The organism is Microbacterium sp. M3, assembly GCF_033548675.1.
Taxonomy (GTDB): domain Bacteria; phylum Actinomycetota; class Actinomycetes; order Actinomycetales; family Microbacteriaceae; genus Microbacterium; species Microbacterium arthrosphaerae.
The window spans coordinates 915,022-935,213 of sequence record NZ_JAWTZT010000001.1 but is presented as its reverse complement, the minus strand read 5'-3'; the positions used below and the strand labels follow the sequence as shown (position 1 = coordinate 935,213).

15 protein-coding genes are annotated in these 20,192 nt (G+C 71.2%); 12 read left to right on the top strand and 3 right to left on the bottom strand.

Annotated elements, in window-relative coordinates; translation table 11 throughout:
* Positions 1-38: 38 nt before the first annotated feature.
* From R8Z57_RS04295 to R8Z57_RS04275, 5 genes are all read left to right on the top strand, one after another.
* Positions 39-2,054: a beta-galactosidase gene (locus R8Z57_RS04295; RefSeq protein WP_318352504.1), complete on the top strand. Its 2,016-nt coding sequence runs from the start codon at positions 39-41 to the stop codon at positions 2,052-2,054.
* Positions 2,051-2,986 carry a sugar ABC transporter permease gene (locus R8Z57_RS04290; RefSeq protein WP_318352503.1) on the top strand — a complete coding sequence of 312 codons (936 nt, stop codon included), beginning with the start codon at positions 2,051-2,053 and terminating at the stop codon, positions 2,984-2,986. Before R8Z57_RS04295 ends, R8Z57_RS04290 begins: the two co-directional genes overlap by 4 nt.
* Positions 2,983-3,882 (top strand): carbohydrate ABC transporter permease, encoded by a 900-nt coding sequence (locus R8Z57_RS04285; protein WP_318352502.1) that lies wholly within the window; start codon positions 2,983-2,985, stop codon positions 3,880-3,882. The genes R8Z57_RS04290 and R8Z57_RS04285 overlap by 4 nt, the downstream gene beginning before the upstream one ends.
* 69 nt (positions 3,883-3,951) lie before the next feature.
* Positions 3,952-5,286: an extracellular solute-binding protein gene (locus tag R8Z57_RS04280; RefSeq protein WP_318352501.1), complete on the top strand. Its 1,335-nt coding sequence runs from the start codon at positions 3,952-3,954 to the stop codon at positions 5,284-5,286.
* A gap of 8 nt (positions 5,287-5,294) precedes the next feature.
* Entirely contained in the window at positions 5,295-7,355 is a 2,061-nt protein-coding gene (locus R8Z57_RS04275; RefSeq protein WP_318352500.1) for an alpha-galactosidase, read from the top strand.
* Positions 7,356-7,534: 179 nt separating this feature from the next.
* Here the strand turns inward: R8Z57_RS04275 and R8Z57_RS04270 are convergent, their stop codons facing one another.
* Complete coding sequence (locus R8Z57_RS04270; protein WP_378722794.1) at positions 7,535-8,209, bottom strand: NADPH-dependent F420 reductase; 675 nt, start codon at positions 8,207-8,209, stop codon at positions 7,535-7,537.
* Between the two features lie 32 nt (positions 8,210-8,241).
* Positions 8,242-9,597 carry a deoxyribodipyrimidine photo-lyase gene (locus tag R8Z57_RS04265; protein ID WP_318352498.1) on the bottom strand — a complete coding sequence of 452 codons (1,356 nt, stop codon included), beginning with the start codon at positions 9,595-9,597 and terminating at the stop codon, positions 8,242-8,244.
* Positions 9,598-9,789: 192 nt separating this feature from the next.
* Here R8Z57_RS04265 and R8Z57_RS04260 point away from each other — a divergent pair, with 192 nt between their 5' ends.
* The 5 genes from R8Z57_RS04260 to R8Z57_RS04240 all read left to right on the top strand — a co-directional run bounded on the left by R8Z57_RS04260 (position 9,790) and on the right by R8Z57_RS04240 (position 16,342).
* Entirely contained in the window at positions 9,790-10,797 is a 1,008-nt protein-coding gene (locus R8Z57_RS04260) for a LacI family DNA-binding transcriptional regulator (RefSeq protein ID WP_318352497.1), read from the top strand.
* Positions 10,798-11,239: 442 nt separating this feature from the next.
* Positions 11,240-12,919 carry a glycoside hydrolase family 13 protein gene (locus R8Z57_RS04255; protein ID WP_318352496.1) on the top strand — a complete coding sequence of 560 codons (1,680 nt, stop codon included), beginning with the start codon at positions 11,240-11,242 and terminating at the stop codon, positions 12,917-12,919.
* Between the two features lie 85 nt (positions 12,920-13,004).
* Positions 13,005-14,372, top strand: a complete 1,368-nt coding sequence (locus R8Z57_RS04250; protein ID WP_318352495.1) for an ABC transporter substrate-binding protein — start codon at positions 13,005-13,007, stop codon at positions 14,370-14,372.
* Positions 14,373-14,432: 60 nt separating this feature from the next.
* Positions 14,433-15,419 (top strand): sugar ABC transporter permease, encoded by a 987-nt coding sequence (locus R8Z57_RS04245; RefSeq protein ID WP_318352494.1) that lies wholly within the window; start codon positions 14,433-14,435, stop codon positions 15,417-15,419.
* Positions 15,416-16,342, top strand: a complete 927-nt coding sequence (locus R8Z57_RS04240) for a carbohydrate ABC transporter permease (protein WP_318352493.1) — start codon at positions 15,416-15,418, stop codon at positions 16,340-16,342. The genes R8Z57_RS04245 and R8Z57_RS04240 overlap by 4 nt, the downstream gene beginning before the upstream one ends.
* Positions 16,343-16,390: 48 nt before the next feature.
* Here R8Z57_RS04240 and R8Z57_RS04235 read toward each other — a convergent pair whose 3' ends face one another.
* A complete protein-coding gene (locus tag R8Z57_RS04235) occupies positions 16,391-17,866 on the bottom strand; it encodes a diacylglycerol/lipid kinase family protein (RefSeq protein WP_318352492.1) in 1,476 nt (491 codons plus the stop codon).
* A 98-nt stretch (positions 17,867-17,964) separates the two neighbouring features.
* Here R8Z57_RS04235 and serS point away from each other — a divergent pair, with 98 nt between their 5' ends.
* A complete protein-coding gene (gene serS / locus R8Z57_RS04230) occupies positions 17,965-19,245 on the top strand; it encodes a serine--tRNA ligase (RefSeq protein WP_318352491.1) in 1,281 nt (426 codons plus the stop codon).
* Entirely contained in the window at positions 19,242-20,150 is a 909-nt protein-coding gene (locus R8Z57_RS04225) for an HAD family hydrolase (RefSeq protein ID WP_318352490.1), read from the top strand. The genes serS and R8Z57_RS04225 overlap by 4 nt, the downstream gene beginning before the upstream one ends.
* Positions 20,151-20,192 lie beyond the last annotated feature (42 nt).

Below are 20,192 nucleotides of genomic sequence, written 5' to 3'. Positions count from 1 at the left end.
CGCTCGGAACTGTGCACGTTCACAGATCCGAGGAGAACATGACGGCCCCCGCCCGCCCCTTCGCACACGACGGCATCGCGTTCGGCTGCGACTACAACCCCGAGCAGTGGGCGCCCGAGGTGTGGGACGAAGACATCGCCCTCATGGGCCAGGCGGGCGTCGACCTCGTGGCCATCAACATCTTCGGCTGGTCGCACATCGAGCCGCGCGACGGCGAGTTCGACTTCGCCCGGCTCGACGACGTGATCGCGCGCCTGCACGCCGCCGGCATCAAGGTCAACCTCGGCACCGGCACGGCGTCGCCCCCGGCATGGCTCGCCCGCTCGCACCCCGAGATCCTCCCGATGGCCGAAGACGGCACGCGCCGCTACCCGGGTGGCCGTCAGGCGTGGTGCCCGAGCTCGCCCGTCTTCCGCGCCGCCGCTCTCCGGCTGGTCGACGCCGTGGCCCGCCGCTACGGCAGCCACCCGGCCGTCGAGCTCTGGCACGTCTCCAACGAGCTCGGCTGCCACAACGCCCTCTGCTACTGCGACGAGAGCGCGATCGCCTTCCGCGGCTGGCTGCGCGCCAAGTACGCGTCGATCGATGCGCTCAACACCGCGTGGGGCACCGCGTTCTGGAGCCAGACGTACCGCGAGTGGGACGAGATCCTGCCCCCGCGCGCAACCGTCTCGACCCGCAACCCGGGCCAGTTCCTCGACTTCCACCGCTTCAGCTCGGACGAGCTGCTGTCGTACTACCGCGCCGAGGCGGGGGTGATCCGCGGGCTCAGCGAGATCCCCGTCACCACCAACTTCATGGTGACGGCGCACATCGAGAACCTCGACTACTGGTCATGGGCGGCCGACATGGACATCGTCGCCAACGACCACTACCTCGACCACCGGCTGGCCGACCCCACCTCCGAGCTCGCCTTCGCCGCCGACCTGTCACGGGGCCTCGGCGGCGGCGCGCCCTGGATCCTCATGGAGCACTCCACGGGCGCCGTCAACTGGCAGCCCCTCAACAAGCCCAAGGCGCCCGGTGAGATCCTCCGCAACTCGCTCACCCACGTCGCGCGGGGTGCCGACGGCGTGTGCTTCTTCCAGTGGCGGGCCTCGGTGCAGGGCAGCGAGAAGTTCCACTCCGCGATGCTGCCGCACGCCGGCACCGACTCCGCCGTGTGGCGAGAGGTGGTCGAGCTCGGCGGCATCGTCGAGCGTCTCGCGGAGGTCGCCGGCTCGCGCGTCGACGCCGACGTCGCGCTCGTCTTCTCCTGGGAGTCCTGGTGGGCGGTGCAGACCGACTCGCGGCCGAGCCAGGCGCTCGGCTACCTCGACCAGGTGCACGCCGCCTACGGCGCGCTGCACGCCCAGGGCCTCACCGTCGACATCGTCGCGCCGGGCGCCGACCTGAGCGCGTACCGCCTGGTGGTCGTGCCGGGCCTGCACCTGGTGCGCGCCGAAGAAGCGGCCGTCGTCACCGACTGGATCGCCGCCGGCGGCACCGCGCTCATCACCTTCTACAGCGGCACCGTCGACGAGGAGGACCGCGTCTTCACCGGCGGCTACACCGGGCCGTTCCGCGAGGCGCTCGGCATCCGCGTCGAGGAGTTCGCGCCCGTCGCTCCGGGCACGCCGCTCACGCTCACCGACGGATCGGTCGCCCGCCTGTGGTCGGAGCGCTCGCAGGCGACGACGGCCGAGGTCGAGGCATCCTTCGCCGACGGCCCCGCGGCCGGACAGCCCGCCGTCACCCGCAACGCGTGGGGCGCCGGCGAGGCCTGGTATCTCGCGACGCTGCTCGAGGCGCCCGACTACCGCGCGCTCGTCGCGAAGCTGCAGGAGCGCGCCGGCGTGCGTCCGGCGGCCGAGGTGCGCGGCGCCGACGGCGCGGTCGAGATCGTGCGCCGGAAGGGGACGGATGCCTCGTACCTCTTCGTCGTCAACCACTCCGAGTCGTGCGCCGAGCTCACCGCGCACGGCTACGAGCTCGTCACCGGCACGCCGGTCGCGGGGCACGTCGACGTGCCCGGCGGCGCGGTGCGCATCATCAGAGAGGAGGCGGCCGCATGACCGCCACGGAGGTCCTCGTCACGGGGAGCGGAGAGGGCGGCCGTCCGGCGCGCCCGCCGCGCCGCAAGACGCCCCACAAAGGTGCGATCGCGATCTTCACGGGTCCGTTCAGCATCCTGTTCCTGCTCTTCTACCTGATCCCCATCGCCTACGCGGTGTGGCAGTCGCTGCAGGTCGTGCAGCGCGACGGGCTGTACGGCGAGCCGACCGAGGTGTTCGGCGGGCTGGCGCAGTACGTGCTCGTGTTCCAGAACGCGCCGTTCTGGGAGTCGGTCGGCCGGGTGCTGCTCTTCGGCGTCGTGCAGGTGCCGATCATGCTCGGCCTGGCGCTGCTGTTCGCCCTGCTGCTGGACTCACCGGTGCTCAAGGGCAAGAAGTTCTTCCGGCTCGCGTTCTTCGCGCCCTACGCGGTGCCCGGCGTGATCGCCGCGATCATGTGGGGCTTCCTCTACTCGCCCAACCTGTCGCCGTTCACCGACGTCACGCGCACGATCGACTTCCTCTCGCCCGAGCTCGTGCTGTGGTCGATCGCGAACGTCGTCACATGGGTGTTCGTCGGGTACAACATGCTCATCATCTACTCGGCGCTCCTGGCGATCCCGTCCGAGGTGTACGAGGCGGCGCGCCTGGACGGCGCCGGCCAGGTGCGGATCGCGTGGTCGATCAAGATCCCGATGGTGGCCCCGGCGCTCATCCTCACGGCGGTGTTCTCGATCATCGGCACGCTGCAGCTGCTCGCCGAGCCGCAGGTGTTCCGCTCCTTCACCGCCGCGGTGTCGAGCACGTACACGCCCAACATGACCATCTACGCGACGAGCTCGATCCCGAACACCCAGCTGGCCGCGGCCTTCTCGGTCGTGCTGGCGCTGGCGACCTTCGTGCTGTCGTTCGCGTTCCTCAAGCTCACCCAGCGGAAGGCGGCCCAGTCATGAGCATGCTCACCCGTACCCGCGGTGCGACCGCCGACGACCTCGCCCCGGCGCGCGGTCCGCGCGAGAGCATCCTGTCGCGGGGCGCCGCCCTGATCGTGATGGGCGTCTTCACGCTCTACTTCCTCGTGCCGATCTGGTGGCTGTTCATCGCCTCCACGAAGGACCGCGGCGACCTCCTCACCACGAACGCCCTGTGGTTCTCGGACTGGAACTTCTTCGCCAACGTCGGCGACCTGCTCGCCTACAACGACGGCATCTACGTGCGCTGGCTCGTCAACAGCCTCGGCTACGCCGGGCTGGGGGCGCTCCTCGCCACGATCGTCGCCGGCATGTGCGGCTACGCCCTGGCGAAGTACCGCTTCCGCGGCCGCGAGGTGTACTTCAACGTGGTGCTCGGCGGCGTCCTGGTGCCCGCGACCGCGCTGGCGCTCCCGCTGTTCCTGCTCTTCAGCCAGGTCAACCTCACGAACACGTTCTGGGCGGTGCTGCTGCCGAGCATCGTCAGCCCGTTCGGCGTCTATCTCAGCCGCATCTACGCGTCGGCGAGCGTCCCGGACGAGCTCATCGAAGCCGGCCGCATCGACGGCGCGGGAGAGGTGCGCACGTTCTTCACGGTGTCGGTGCGGCTCATGATGCCGGCCCTCATCACGGTGTTCCTCTTCCAGTTCGTCTCCATCTGGAACAACTTCTTCCTGCCGCTCATCATGCTGCGCAGCCAGGAGCTGTTCCCGGTGACCTACGGCCTCTACTCGTGGAACACGCAGCTCAACCAGATCCCCGAGCTGCGCACCTACGTCCTGGTCGGATCGTTCCTCTCGATCGTTCCGCTCATCGTCGCCTTCCTCCTCCTTCAGCGCTTCTGGCGCACCGGACTCGGCACCGGGTCCGTGAAGTGAGCTCCCGCTGACGGGCCCGGCCCGCGGCATCCGTGTAAATCCCCCATCACCCACCAAGTAAGGAAGATCATGCAGCACAACAAGAGGGCAGTCGTCACCGGCGTCGCACTGCTCAGCGCGCTCGCGCTGGCCGGATGCGCCGGAGGATCCGGCGCCGACAACGGCGGAGGCGCGGATGCCGCGGCCTGCACCCCGTCGGACGGCGATGTGACGCTGGAGTTCACGTCGTGGATCCCCGGCATCGAGGACGTCGTGGCGATCTGGAACGAGGAGAACCCCGACATCCAGGTGGACGTGCAGACCGGTCCGAACGGCAACGGCGGCACGTACAAGAGCTTCTTCAGCCAGCTCGAGGCCGGGAACGCCCCCGACCTCGGCCAGATCGAGTACGACGCGCTGGCGAGCTTCCGCGTGCAGGACGGCCTCGAAGACCTGTCGGCGTGCGAGGACGTCGTCGCCGCCGAGGACGAGTTCATCCCGTGGACCTGGGGCCAGGTCACGCTCGGCACCGACGGCGTGTACGGCGTGCCGCAGGACTCCGGTCCCATGGCCCTGTTCTACCGCTCCGACCTGTTCGAGCAGAACGGCATCGCCGTGCCCACGACGTGGGAGGAGTACAAGGAGGCCGCGAAGGCCGTGCGCGCCGCCGGCGGCTACATCACGAACTTCTCGACCGCCGACATCAACCAGTTCGCGGGCTTCGTCTGGCAGGCGAACGGCGACTGGTTCTCGAACGACGGCGAGGAGTGGACGGTCGACCTGACCGGCGAGGAGTCCACGAAGATCGCGGAGTACTGGCAGGAGCTCCTCGACGAGGACCTCGTGGCCACCTACCCGGCGTGGACCGAGGAGTGGAACAACGCCTACAACTCGGGCGAGGTCTGGACCTGGAACTCCGCGGTGTGGGGCGCCAACTCGATCTCGTCGGGTGCCCCCGACACGGCCGGCAAGTGGTCGGTCGCGCCGTCCCCGCAGTGGGAGGCCGGCGGAACCAGCGCGGGCAACTGGGGCGGATCGTCCATCGCGGTGTTCCAGGGCACCGAGCACCTCTACGAGGCGGCGAAGTTCGCGCTGTGGCTGAACACCTCCGACGAGGCGCTCACCGCGCTCAACGAGTCGGCGAACATCTACCCCGCCACGACGGCCGGTCTGCAACTGCCGTCGCTCCAGGAGGGCGTGGAGTTCTACGGCGGCCAGAAGATCTACGACGTGTTCGCCGAGGCGGCGGAGCAGGTCAACCCCGACTTCGTGTGGGGCCCGACCATGACGCAGACCTACGCCGACGTGTCGGACGGCTTCCAGAAGGCCGTCACCGGCCAGGGCACGCTGCTCGAGGCTCTCGAGTCGGCGCAGGAGTCGACGATCGCGACGCTCAAGGCGCAGTCGATCCCGGTCGCGGAGTAGTCCGCCGCGTGATCCACCACCTCCGTGCCGCGGGAGTCAGCCTGGTGCTCGACTCCCGCGGCGCGGGCGTTCCGGCGATCGTCCACTGGGGACGTGACCTGGGTGCGCTCGCCGAAGCCGACCTCGTCGCCGTGTGCGACACCGCCGTCCCGGCGGTTCCGCCGAGCTCCATCGACGTGCCCCTGCGGCTGTCGCTCCTGCCCTCGCTCGGCGACGGCTGGTCGGGAATGCCGGCCGTCGTGGTCGCCGGCGCCCGCACCGCGCCCCGCGGGCGGTCGACTGTCCGCGACGGCGAGACGCTCGTCGTCGAAACGGAGTGGGGCGGCGCCCTCGTCGCCACGCGGCTCGAACTGACCGCGCAGGGCGTGCTGCTGGTCTCCCACGTCGTGCGCAACGAGGGCGACGTGCCCCTCGCGCTCGACGCCGCCGGCGTCGTGCTGCCGGTGCCCGACCGGGCGCGCGAGGTGCTCGACTTCTCCGGTCGCTGGGCGGGGGAGCGCCGGCCCCAGCGCGCGCAGCCCGGTCACGGGGTCTGGCTCCGCGAGACCCGGCACGGCCGCGGAGGACACGACGCGCCGTTCCTCCTGGCCGTCGGCACACCGGGCTTCGACTTCGCCGCGGGCGAGGTGTGGGCGACGCACCTCGCGTGGAGCGGCGACGTCCGGCAGTGGTTCGAGCGATCCGATCTCGGGCCGTCGACCCTGGGCGCGGGGGAGCGGTTCGCGCCGGTCACGCTCGCGCCCGGCCAGTCCTACGAGACGCCCGCGCTCGTCGCCGTCTGGTCCGGCAGCGGTCTGGACGGCGTCTCGGACCGCCTGCACCCGTGGGTGCGCTCGTGGTCGACCATCGACCGCCCGCGGCCGCTCACTCTCAACACGTGGGAGGCGGTCTACTTCGACCACTCCCTCGACCGGCTCGAGCCGCTCATCCAGCGTGCCGCCGAGATCGGCGTCGAGCGGTTCGTCCTGGACGACGGCTGGTTCCTCGGGCGCACCGACGACCGCCGTGCCCTGGGCGACTGGACGGTCGATCCCGTCCGCTGGCCGGACGGCCTCGGGCCCCTCATCGACCGCGTCCACGGCGGCGGCATGGAGTTCGGACTGTGGGTCGAGCCCGAGATGGTGAGCCTCGACTCCGATCTCGCGCGCGCCCACCCCGAGTGGCTGCTCACAGCTCCCGCGTCGGTGACATGGCGCTGGCAGCACGTGCTGGACCTGTCGCGGCCCGAGGTCGCGCAGCACCTCTTCGAGCGGCTCGACGCGCTCCTGTCCGAGTATGCGATCGCGTACCTCAAGTGGGACCACAACCGCGATCTGCTCGTCGACGGCAGCGGCCCGCAGGTGCGCGCCGTCTATGCGCTGATCGACCGCCTCCGCGCCGCGCACCCGGGCGTCGAGATCGAGTCGTGCGCCTCCGGCGGCGGGCGCGTCGACCTCGGCATCCTGCCCCGCGTCGACCGGGTCTGGGCGAGCGACACCAACGACCCGCTCGTCCGCCAGCAGATCCAGCGCTGGACCGGCATCGTGATCCCGCCCGAGTACGTCGGCTCGCACGTCGGCGACGCGCGCGCCCACACCACCGGGCGCACCGCGGGCCGGGGGTTCCGGCTGGCCACGGCGCTCTTCGGGCACGCCGGCATCGAGTCCGACCTGACCCGCCTGGATGCCGGCGACCTCGCCGCGCTGCGCACCTGGGCGGCGGCGTACCGCCGGCACCGCGCGCTGCTGCACACCGGCCGTGTCGTGCGGGCGGATGCCGCCACTGACGCGGTGGTCGTCCACGGTGTGGTCGCGCCCGGCCAGGACGAGGCGCTCTTCTCCTACGCCGTCCTCGACACGACGGACGCCGCGCTGCCGGCCCCGCTGCGCTTCGTCGGCCTCGATCCCGCGCGGCGCTACCGCGTGGCGGTGCTCGACCTCGGGGCGCCGGTCGACACACTGCAGGACGCACCCCCGCCCTGGCTCGCCGACGGCGTCGTGCTGCCGGGCGCGGTGCTGGCCGAGTCGGGTCTCGCGCTGCCGCTGCTGCTCCCCGGCAACGCGATCGTGCTGCACCTCACGGCGGTCTGACCGCAGGCGACGAGGATGACGGATGCCGCGGCCCGCGGCATCCGTCATCCCACTCGGTTTCGGGGGCCACTGCGTCGCCACAGGATCGGAGATCGGCGTCGGGTCGGAGCTCGCGCTTCGTCCAGCCCCGACTTCGTGCGGATCTCCGACCCTGCGGTGGCGCCGGCTGCGGACCGGAGCTACGGGAGGCGGTTCGCCTTCGCGAGGTTCTCTCGCAGCTCCGCCGCCGTCTGCCGCACGACGTATGCGGGGCGGTCGCGCTCGAGGCGCCAGGACTCGCTCAGCGGTCCCGCGCTGACGGTGTCGAAGCCGAGCGCGTCGTAGAGCCCCGTGACGAGGGCGATCGCCTCGTCGTCGTCGCCCGCCGTGCCCAGCGCGCGGCGGTCCGGCGTGCCGGCCGGGAGGCCGGTCGTGCCGATCTCGGCCGCGTACAGGTGGTTGAAGGCCTTCACGACCTTCGATGAGGGCAGATGCTGCTGCAGAAGCTCGGACGTCGTGGTCTCACCACGATCGAGCGCGTCGACGTGGCCGTCGCGCTCGAAGTAGTAGTTGTTGGTGTCGAGCACGATCTTGCCGGCGAGAGGTTCGACGGGCACGTCCTTCAGCGCCTTCAGCGGCACGGTCACCACCGCGATGTCGGCGGCGGCCGCCGCATCGTAGGCCGTGGCGGCGTTGACCTTCGGGCCGAGCTCCGCCACCAGTTCCGACAGGCTCTCCGGTCCACGCGAGTTCGAGATCACGACGTCGTACCCGAGCCCCGCGAAGGCGCGGGCGAGCGCGCTGCCGATGTGTCCTGCACCGATGATTCCGATCGTTGTCATGTCGGGCCGCAACCTCCGTCGTCGCCGTCGCATTCCGCGCGGCCGACATCCGACGACACGGCACGTCAGCTGCGGGCGGCGCGCTTGACGTGCTCGTAGGCCGCGAGCGCGGCCTTGCGCGACTCGCCGAGGTCCACGACCGGCGTCGGCGGAGGATCGCCGAGGTGCTCGGGCGCCCATTCCCGGACGTAATGGCGGTCGCCGTCGAACTTCTTCGCCTGCAGCTCGGGGTTGAAGATGCGGAAGTACGGCGCCGCGTCCGCGCCCGACCCGGCCACCCACTGCCAGTTGAACGGGTTGTTGGCGTCGTCGGCGTCGACCAGGGTGTCCCAGAACCACTCTTCGCCGCGCCGCCAGTCGATGAGCAGGTTCTTCACCAGGAAGGATGCCGCGACCATCCGCACCCGGTTGTGCATGTAGCCGGTGTGCCAGAGCTCGCGCATGCCCGCGTCGACGAGGGCCACGCCCGTGCGTCCCTGCTGCCAGGCACGCAGCAGCGACGGCTTGAGCCGCGGCCACGGGAACGAGTCGAACTCCGGTCGCAGGTTCCGCGTCGCGAGTTCCGGGAAGTGGTAGAGCGTGTGCCACGCGAACTCGCGCCACCCGAGCTCCGACAGGAAGCGCCCGCCCTGCCCGGCGTCGAGCGTCTCGTGCCACACCGTGTGCGGGCTCACCTCTCCCCACCGCAGGCGCGGCGACAGCAGCGAGGTCGCGCCCGCCGACGGCTCGTCGCGCGCCCGGTCGTAGCCGTCGAGGTCATCGGCGAGGAACGCGCGCAGCCGTCGGCGGGCGGCGGGCTCGCCGGGCTCCCACGTCTCGCGGAGGCCGCCCGCCCAGTCCGGCTCGCGCGGGAGCAGGGCCCAGTCGTCGAGCGTGTCGGATGCCGGAGCCCGGCGCGGACCGTCGACCTCCCGCGGTTCGGGCAGCGGCGGCCGGGGCGTCGGCAGACCGAGGCACGCGCGCCAGAACGGCGTGAACACCGAGAAATGGGTGCCCGCCCCGGTCTTCACCGTCCACGGCTCGAACAGCAGCGAGCCCGCGAACGACGCCACCTCGACGCCGTCGTCGCGCAGACGCGACTTGAGGTCGGCATCGATGTCGCGCTCGTGCCCGCCGTAGCGGCGGTTCCAGAAGACCGCGCCGGCCGCGGCATCCGTCACAGTCTCGCGGACCACGCGGCCCGCCGGCCCGCGGCGGAGCACGAGGGTCCCGCCCCGCTCGCGGAGCCGGTCGGCGAGCGAGGCGAGCGAATGATGCAGCCACCAGCGGGCCGCACCGCCGAGCGGCCGGATGCCGGGGCTCTCCTCATCGAGCACGTAGAGGCCGATGACGGGCTCGTCACGCTCGAGCGCTGCGCGCAGCGCCGGGTTGTCGGCGAGACGCAGGTCGTCGCGGAACCACACGATCGAAGGCCCGGGCATGCTGTCATCCTGCCGTGCCGGCTCGGCGCCGGGTCGGTCTTGACAGGCGTCGAACTTCCGGGCCGGATGCACTGGTTCGGGCCGCCGAGCCTCGGATCGTGCGATCTCGCCCGGATTCTTCACCCCGCAGACCGCTGTCCGCCGCTTGCGCGCACTTGCGAAATTCTGCAAGTTCTTGCGTACACTGAGCGCATGTCGAAGCGACTCGCCGAGGTGGCGCGCAAGGTGGGGGTCAGCGAAGCCACCGTCAGTCGCGTGCTGAACGACAAGCCCGGGGTCTCGGAAGCCACCCGTCAGGCGGTGCTCACGGCGCTCGATGTGCTCGGGTATGAACGCCCGACGAAGCTGCGCGGCGAACGGGCGCGTCTCGTCGGCCTCGTGCTGCCGGAACTGCAGAACCCGATCTTCCCCGCCCTGGCCGAGATCATCGGCGGCGGGCTGACGCAGAACGGCTACACGCCGCTGCTGTGCACGCAGAACGCGGGCGGCATCACCGAGTCCGACTACGTCGACCTCCTGCTGCAGCAGCAGGTGTCGGGGGTCATCTTCCTGGGCGGCAACTATAGTCAGGCAGACGCCGTGCACGACCACTACGAGCGCCTGCGGCAGGTCAACCTGCCGACGGTGCTGGTGAACGCGCGCATCGACGCCCTCGACTTCGCCACCGTGTCGACCGACGACGCGGCCGCGGCCGAGCAGGCCGTCCAGCATCTGCGCCAGCTCGGTCACCGGCGCATCGGGCTGCTGCTCGGGCCGGTCGACCACATCCCGTCACGGCGCAAGCTCGACGCCGCGCGCCCGCTGCTCGAACGGCTCGGCTCGCCCCTCGACGACGCCCTCGTCGTGCGCGGGCTGTACTCGCTCGAGTCCGGGCAGGCCGGCGCATCGCGCCTATTCTCGGCCGGGGCCACGGCGATCGTATGCGCGAGTGATCCGCTGGCTCTCGGGGCCGTGCGGGCGGCGCGTCGTGCCGGCCTGCGCGTGCCGCAGGACGTCAGCGTCGTCGGGTTCGACGACTCCTTCCTGATGAGCTGCACCGAGCCGCCGCTCACGACCGTGCGCCAGCCCATCGAGTCGATGGGGCGCACGGTGATCGAGCTGCTCCTGTCGCAGATCGCCGGCACCACCGAGGCGGGCGACGAGCTCCTGTTCGAGCCGGAGCTGGTGCTCCGCGCCTCGACCGGTCCCGTCGCGTCCTGAGCCCGCCGGGGCCCGGCGCCGTGCGCGCCGCCGGCGCGTTTCGTCTCGCTTCGCTCACTCAACGACCCAACCTCGGGCGTCGCGCAGGACGCCTCCTTTTCTCCTCCCCTTGGCGTTCGCGCCCCCCTCCGCTCCTCCGCCATCGGCCGCGCGCAGCGCCGGCCCACGGCGCAGCACAGAGCGGAGCGGGATCATCCGGAGAGCGCGCGGGCATCGGGACTGGCGGGCACCCCCGACCCGTCGCCGCCGACGAAGTCGACGTCGACGCGTCGGCGGCGCGGGTAAGCGCGCCGGAGGATGATCCCGCGCAGCGGTCGCCCACTCTGCAGCCGAAGGATAATCATCTCGAAGATCAAGAACTTGCGTTAATCCGTCAAAGAGTTGCGCTCCGCACGAACGCCCAATACATTCTTCCCATCGGTCCTTTCATCGACGAGGAGACATGTTGGACACCGAGGTCCTCACCCGCGGCGCACGTCCCGTGCCCGGCACCGACGATCCGCTGTGGTGGCGCTCGGCCGTCATCTACCAGCTCTATGTGCGCAGCTTCGCGGACGGGAACGGCGACGGCACCGGCGACCTGGCGGGCGTCCGCGCTCGCCTGGGCTACCTCAAGGACCTCGGGGTCGATGCCATCTGGTTCAACCCCTGGTACCCGAGCCCGCTGGCCGACGGCGGCTACGACGTCCAGGACTACCGCGACATCGATCCGCGCTTCGGCTCGCTCCAGGAGGCCGAGCAGCTGATCGAGGAGGCCCTGGCCCTCGGCATCCGCACCATCATCGACGTCGTCCCGAACCACATCTCGGATCAGCACCCGTGGTTCCAGGCGGCGCTCGCCGCGGGCCCCGGCAGCCCTGAGCGCGAGCGGTTCTGGTTCCACCCCGGCCGCGGCGCGGACGGGAGCGGGATCCCCACGGACTGGGTGTCGAGCTTCCAGGGCGAGACCTGGACGCGGACCACGAACCCCGACGGCACGCCGGGGGAGTGGTACCTGCACCTCTTCACCCCTGAGCAGCCCGACCTCAACTGGAACCACCCCGACGTGCGGCGCGAGCACGAGGACATCCTGCGGTTCTGGTTCGACCGCGGCGTCGCGGGCGTCCGCATCGACTCGGCGGCCTTGCCGGTGAAGGACCCCGCTCTTCCGCAGCTCGAGGGCAACGCGCCCGCGCCCGGTGCGCACCCGCACGTCGATCGCGACGAGCTGCACGACATCTACCGCGCATGGCGTCGCGTCGCCGACGAGTACGACGGCACCCGCGTCCTGGTCGGCGAGGTGTGGCTCGACGACGCCGAGCGTTTCGCGCGGTACCTCCGCCACGACGAGATGCACACGGCGTTCAACTTCGACTTCATGACCCAGCCGTGGAACGCCGCGGCGATGCGGGCGTCGGTCGAGCGGACCCTCGCCGAGCACGCGCCGGTGGGTGCACCGGCCACCTGGGTGCTCTCGAACCACGACATCACGCGTCCGGTCACGCGCTACGGTCGTGCCGACTCGGGCTTCTCGTTCGCCCGCAAGCGGTTCGGCACCCCCACCGACATCGCCCGCGGCACCCGCCGGGCGCGCGCCGCGGCGCTTCTGACCGCCGCCCTGCCCGGCAGTCTGTACATCTATCAGGGCGATGAGCTGGGGCTCCCCGAGGCGGAGCTGCCCCGCGACGTCATCCAGGACCCCATGCACTTCCGCTCCGGCGGTGTGGACCCGGGACGAGACGGATGCCGCGTCCCGCTGCCGTGGTCGGGCAACCGGCCGCCGTACGGCTTCGGCACGGCGGCCGGCACGCGCACCTGGCTGCCGCAGCCGGCGGACTGGGGAGCGCTCGCCGCCGAGACGCAGGAGGCCGATCCCGCGTCGATGCTCTCGCTCTATCGGGCCGCGCTGCGACTGCGACGCACCCTCGACGACCTGCGCGCCGACGAGCTCCACTGGCTCGAACTGGGCGCCGACGTGCTCGCCTTCCGCCGGGGCGAGCGCACGCTCTCGGTCACCAATCTCGGAGCGACGCCCGTTCCGCTCCCCGCCCATCGTGCCGTGCTCCTCGCGAGCGCGTCGCCGGCCGGGGACGAGGGCGGCGGCATCCTTCCCCCCGACTCCACCGTGTGGCTCGCGCTGTGAGCGCGGCCACCCACCACGAGGAGAGCGTGCCCGCCTCGGGCACGCGACGACGCAACACAGCAGCAGCAGACGAAAGGACCAGACAATGACGTCCACGATCCGGCGCGCCGCCATCGGCGCGCTCGCACTCACCTCCACGGCGGCCCTGCTCGCCGGCTGCGCCGCCGCCGGCGGCGACTCCGGTGACGGCGTGACCCTCACCGTGGCGATCGACGCCGGCCTCGAGCAGGAGGCGCGCGACAACTTCGACGCCCGCGTCGAGGAGTTCGAGAAGGACAACCCCGACATCACCGTGGAGGCCCAGGAGTACACCTGGACCGCGCCCACGTTCACCACCGACCTCGCCGGCGGCACGCTGCCCGACGTGTTCACCATCCCCTTCACCGACGGCCGCGGCCTCATCGCGAACGAGCAGATCGCCGACGTGTCGGCGTTGGTGGCCGACCTGCCTTACGCCGACCGGTTCAACCCGAACGTCGCGCAGGCCGGCCAGGCGGCCGACGGCAGTCAGTGGGCCATCCCGATCGCCGCCTATGGCCAGGGACTGCACTACAACCGCACGCTCTTCGAGGCCGCGGGACTGGATCCCGACGCTCCGCCCGCGACGTGGGACGAGGTGCGCGAGGCGGCGAAGGCCATCTCCGACGCCACCGGCGAGGCCGGGTACGCCACCATGACCTCCGGCAACACGGGGGGCTGGATCCTCACGACGCTGGTGAACGCCTTCGGCGGCAGCACCGAAGACGCCGACGCGTCGGCGCCGACCATCGACTCCGACCCCGCGGTCGCCGAGGCGCTGGAGTACCTGCACGAGATGCGCTGGGCGGACGACTCGATGGGGGCGAACTTCCTCTACGACTGGGGCACGATCAACCAGGACTTCGCCGCCGGGCGGATCGGCATGTACGTGTCGGGCGGTGGCAACTACGGCAACCTGGTCACGCAGAACGAGCTGAACCCCGACGATTACGGCCTGACCGTGCTGCCCCTGCAGGGCGACGAGCCGGGACTGCTCGGCGGCGGCACGCTGGCGGCGGTGAGCCCGAAGGCCAGTGAGGCGCAGCAGGAGGCGGCCGTGAAGTGGATCGACTTCTACTACCTCGCCAAGCTCGCCGACGAGGCGACCGTGGTCGAGACCGTCGAGCTCGCCGACTCGCTCGACCAGCCGGTCGGCGCGCCGGAGCTGCCGATCTTCGACGCCGAGCAGTACGCGCAGTACCAGGAGTGGATCGCGCCGTTCGTGAACGTGCCGGTCGACCAGATGGCCCCCTACACCGACGCCATCTTCGACCAGCCGCTCATCGCCGAGCCGCGCGTCGCGACGCAGGACGTCTACGCACTGCTCGACACCGTCGTGCAGTCGGTCCTCACCGACGAGAACGCCGACATCCCCGCGCTGCTGGCCGACGCGCAGGCGCAGGCCGAAGCGCTGTACGAGAAGGCCGGCTCGTAGCATCCGTCTCCCGGGGCGGCCGCCCCGCCCCGGGAGACTTCCCGCAGAAGAGGACCCGCAATGACGCAGCTCACTCCGACGACGGCGCCGCCGCCCGTCGCCGAGACCCCCGACACCATCGACCTCGCCGTGGCCGTCGAACCCCGCCGGCGCCGGGGGCTTCGCGGCTGGGTGCGGGGTGGCGGCCCGCACACGGTCGTCTTCCTGATCCCGCTGCTGGTGAGCTTCGTGCTCTTCTCGTGGCGGCCCATCGTCGACGCCGCCGTGATGGCGTTCCAGCACACGAACCTCATCGCCCCGCCGGAATGGGTGGGCTTCGACAACTTCGCGACCGTGCTCAGCGACCCGCTGCTGGGCACCGCCGTGATCAACACGCTCTGGTTCGCCGTGCTCGCCCTGCTCCTGGGCTATCCCGTGCCTCTCGTCGTCGCCGTCCTCATGAGCGAGGTGCGGCGCGGCCGCGGGCTCTACAGCGCGCTGGCCTACCTCCCGGTGATCGTGCCGCCGGTCGTGGGAGCGCTGCTGTGGAAGTTCTTCTACGACGCCTCGCCGAACGGCGTGTTCAACACGATCATCGGCTGGTTCGGCCTCGGACCGCTGCCGTGGCTGCAGGATCCCGCCACGGCGATGCCGTCGATCGTGCTGTTCGCCACATGGTCGGCCGCCGGCAGCACGGTGATCATCTACCTCGCGGCCCTCATCGGCGTCGCGCCGGAGCTGTACGACGCGGCGGAGGTGGACGGCGCCGGAGTGTGGCGCAAGGTGTGGCACGTCACGGTGCCGCAGCTGCGCGGCGTGCTCCTGGTGACCTTCATCCTGCAGATCATCGGCACGGCCCAGGTGTTCCTCGAGCCGTTCCTGCTCACAGCCGGCGGGCCGGCCAACTCGACGATGACGGTGCTCATGCTGATCTACAAGTACGCGTTCCAGAACAGCCTCGGCGGCGACTACGGCGCGGCGACGGCGCTGAGCCTCATGCTCGCTCTCGTGCTGGCGATCTTCTCGGCGATCTACTTCCGCCTGACCAAGAGCTGGAGCACCTCGTGAGCCGCGCCGACACGGCCGCGCGCACCACCCACGCCCGCGAGATCGACGCGGATCGCGGCATCCTGTCGTCCGCCGACTGGCGCCGCCGCCGCGTGCGCGTGACGACACGCGCCACCCACGCGATCCTCCTCGTCTCGCTGATCGTCGTCGGACTCGGGCCGATCCTCTGGCTCGCCAAGTCCGCCGTCACGCCGACCCAGGACACGCTCCGCCAGCCGCTGGCGCTGTGGCCGAACGGGATCGACTGGGCCAATCTCGGCGAGGCCTGGAACCGGGTCGAGATCGACAAGTACTTCTTCAACACCGTGATCATCGCCCTGGGGGTCTGGCTGGTGCAGGTGCTGGTCGCGACCACCGCCGGCTACGCGCTCTCGGTGCTGCGGCCCCGCTACGGCAAGGTCGTCGTCGCCGCGGTGCTGGCGACCCTGTTCGTGCCGAGCATCGTGCTGCTCGTGCCGCTGTACCTGACGATCGTCGATCCGCCGTTCCTCGGCCAATCGCTCATCAACACGTTCTGGGCGGTGTGGCTGCCGGCGGGCGCGAACGCCTTCAACGTGCTGCTCGTGATGCGCTTCTTCGACTCGCTGCCGCGCGAGGTGTTCGAGGCCGCCCGCATGGACGGCGCCGGCCCGTACCGCCTGTTCTGGTCGGTGGTGCTGCCGATGTCGCGGCCGATCATCGGGGTGGTCTCGGTGTTCGCCGTCATCGCGGCGTGGAAGGACTTCCTGTGGCCGATGCTCGTGCTGAAGGATCCGGCGCTCCAGCCGCTCTCGGTCCGGCTCCCGCAGCTGCAGCAGTACATCGAGCTCGATGTGTTCCTCGCCGCCCTCGCGATCTCGACGGTGATCCCGGTGGTGCTCTTCCTGCTCTTCCAGCGGGTGTTCCTCAACAGCGCCGGCATGGGAGGCGCGGTGAAGGGCTGACTCTGCGACGGGGAGGAGACGGATGCCGCGGCCCGCGGCATCCGTCTCTCACAGGCCGTCGGTGGTGTGGGCCTTGGGCACCGCCACCAGGAGGGCGGCCGCCTCGACGCGGGTCTTGACCGACAGCGCCTCGCCGAACTCGTCGCCGTCGAGCTGCACGGGCTGCGGCTCCTGCGTCGCGAGCTCGATGCCGGCGCCGCGCGAGTAGACGACGGCGCTGTCTTTCGTCCGCAGCGAGAGCACGCGGCGCCCGGCGCGGAACTTCCGCAGGAAGCTGTTGTCCCACGCGACGCGGCGCCAGACGAAGAGCCAGCCGAACGGGCCCTTGGGCTGGAAGATCACGATGTCGAGCGCCCCGTCGGTGATGGAGGCCTCGGGGATGAGGTCGAGGCCCGCCGGGAGCTTGCCGCAGTTGGCGAACAGCACGCTCTGCACCCGCGACGAGTGCAGACGGTGGCCGGGCAGCTCGTACACCACGCGGAAGGGCTTGGCGCTCGGCAGCGCGCGCGCCGCGCCGTCGACGTAGGCGACCCAGCCCACGGTCTTCTTCAGCTGCGGGTTGGTGTTGGCGATCATCGCGGCGTCCAGGCCCATGCCGCCCATCACCACGAAGGCGTGCTCCTCGAGTGTGCCGTCGGGGCGGCGCATCTCGGTCCACCCGACGTCCATGGGCATCGTGTCGCCGTCGAACGCCGCGCGCACCATGGCGTCGGGGTCGGTGAGGGGCAGCTTCAGGTTGCGGGCGAGCAGGTTGCCGGTACCGCTCGGCACGATCGCCAGCGGCACGCCGCTGCCGCTCATGGCCTCCGAGACCGCGCGCACCGTGCCGTCGCCGCCGGCGACGAGCACCGCGTTCGCGCCCTCCTCGAGCGCCTCGCGCGTGACGTCGTCGCCGAGGTCGTCGACCGTGGTCTCGTAGAACAGCGGCTCGGACCAGCCCGCCTCCTTCGCGAGCCGTGCGACGGTCTGCCGCAGCGCGTCGCCGTCGACCTTCGTCGGGTTGTACACGAGGGCCGCCTTGGGTGCCGGCCGTTCGGCTCCGCCCGCCATCGGCTCGGTCTCGCCCTCGCGTCCCACTCGGCGCGCCTCGCCGTGCTCGTCGTCCGCGGTGTCGGAGGCGACGTCATCGGGTTCGCGGATGACGTCGTCGGGCGCCGCGGCCTGCTTCGGGTCGGGCGCGTCCTGGCCGCCGGCGTCCGCACCGGCGTCGTCCGCTGCGGGCGCCGGCCGGGCATCGGCCGCGCCGGGCGCCGGCGACGCGGGCGGGGCGGAGGCCGCGGCATCCGCCTTCTCTTCCTCGACCTCAGCCGCCGCGACGTCGAGCTCCGCGGTGCTGGGGCCGTCGGCGTAGATGGCGTCGGCCGGATGCGGGCCGAGGTCGGTGGGGATCTCGCCCGTCGCCACGTCCTCGGCGGAAGCGTCGTCCGCCCTCACAGCGTCGGCGGGAACGCCGTCGGCGGGAGCGTCATCGGGGGATGCGTCGTCGGTGGGAGTCTCGTCGCCCGATCCGGATGCCGCCGTCATGAGGACCAGATTAGGCCGCACAGCCCCGGTCGCGGGCATCCGGCCGGGGGACTTGACAGCCCGGGTGCCCGGTCGTGGGCGCCGACTAAGCTTGCAGGGTGATCGATCCCGTGCTTCTTCGCGAGAATCCCGAGCTGGTCAAGCGCTCGCAGGAGGCGCGCGGCGAGTCATCCGACACCGTCGACATCGCCCTCGACGCCGATCGCGCGCGCCGCGCCGCCATCACCGCGTTCGAAGAGCTCCGCGCCGCACAGAACGCGCACGGCAAGCGCGTCGCCCAGGCTCCCAAGGAGGAGAAGGCGGCGCTCGTCGCCGAGGCCAAGGAGCTGAGCGAACGGGTGAAGCAGGCCCAGCACGCGGTCGCCGCGGCGGAAGAGGCATCCGCCGCCGCTCTCGCGGCGATCGAGAACATCGTCGTCGACGGGGTGCCGGCCGGGGGCGAAGACGACTTCGTCACGCTCCGCACGCACGGCGAGATCCCGGCGTTCGGCTTCGAGCCGCGCGACCACCTCGAGCTGGGCGAGCGGCTCGGGGCGATCGACATGGAGCGCGGCACGAAGGTGTCGGGCAGCCGCTTCTACTTCCTCACCGGCATCGGGGCACGTCTCGAGATCGCGCTGATGAACCTGGCGCTCGACCGGGCGCTGCAGGCGGGCTTCACGCCGATGATCCCGCCGACGCTCGTGCGTCCCGAGGTGATGCAGGGCACCGGGTTCCTCGGCAAGCACTCGGCCGAGGTCTACCACCTCGAAGACGACGACCTCTATCTCGTCGGCACCAGCGAGGTGCCGCTGGCCGGCTACCACATGGACGAGATCCTCGACCTCTCGCGCGGGCCCAAGCGCTACGCCGGCTGGTCGACGTGCTACCGCAGCGAGGCCGGCTCTTACGGCAAGGACACCCGCGGCATCATCCGCGTGCACCAGTTCAACAAGCTCGAGATGTTCGTCTACACGACACCCGAAGCGGCCGAGGACGAGCACGTGCGCCTGGTCGAGCTGCAGGAGCGCATGCTGCAGGACCTGGGCCTGTCGTACCGGGTGATCGACGTGGCGGCGGGCGACCTCGGGTCGAGCGCCGCCCGCAAGTACGACGTCGAGGCGTGGGTGCCCACGCAGAACGCGTACCGCGAGCTCACCTCGACGTCGAACTGCACCACCTACCAGGCGCGCCGGCTCGACATCCGCCACCGGACGGCGTCGGCCGACGGCAAGCCCGGCAGGACTCAGCCCGTCGCCACGCTCAACGGCACGCTGGCGACCACGCGCTGGATCGTCGCACTGCTCGAGACGCATCAGCGGGAGGACGGATCGGTGACCGTGCCGGAGGTGCTGCGGCCCTTCCTCGGCGGGCTCGAGGTCATGGAGCCGATCGAGTGACGGAGGCGCACCTGCCGGCGACCGGCTCCATCAAGATCGTCCGTCCGAAGAAGGCCGCGAAGCTCGTCGAACAGGTCGCCCGCGACACCGAGGACCCGAAGCTCCTCACCGAGCGCCTGCTCATCGCTCTCGATCTCGACGGCACGGTGCTGCTCGAGGACGAGTCGCTGAGCCCGGGCGTCGTCGAGGCCGTCGAGCACGCTCACCGCGCCGGCCACGAGGTGATGGTCGCCACCGGACGCAGCTGGGAGGGCACCCGCGGCATCCTGCGCGTGCTCGGCATCGCCCCGGAGTACGTGGTGTGCTCGAACGGCGCCGTCGTGCTGCGCCGCCTCGAGGCGGACGAACTGCGCTACGACCGCTGGCACGTCGAGACCTTCGACCCGCAGGACGTGCTCGTGCAGCTGCGCGAGCACCTGCCCGACGCCCGCTACCTCGTGGAGCTGCCCGACGGCCGCCGGCTGTACACCGAGTACCTGCAGGACTGGAATCTCGTTCACGCCCGCCGTGTGCCGTTCGAAGAGCTCGGCGCGCAGCCAGTGTGCCGCATCGTCGTGGTCGCCCCCGAGCAGGGCGAGCAGGACTTCGTCGACCTCGTCGCGCGCATCGGGCTGAACCAGGTGTCGTACGCCGTCGGCTGGACGGCCTGGCTCGACATCGCGCCGCAGGGCGTCGACAAGAGCACGGGTCTCGAGCTGGTGCGCACGGAGCTCGGCATCGACCCCGCCCACGTGCTGGTGATGGGCGACGGCCGCAACGACGTGGGCATGTTCCGGTGGGCGCTGGAGAACGGCGGCCGCGCCGTCGCGATGGAGCAGGGCCCGCAGGAGGTTCGGGATGCCGCGGGCGAGACCACGACGTCGGTGCAGGCCGGCGGGGTCGCCGCCGTGCTCCGTCAGCTGTAGCTGCGGGGTCGGCTAGACTCGACGCCTGTTCGACGGATGCCT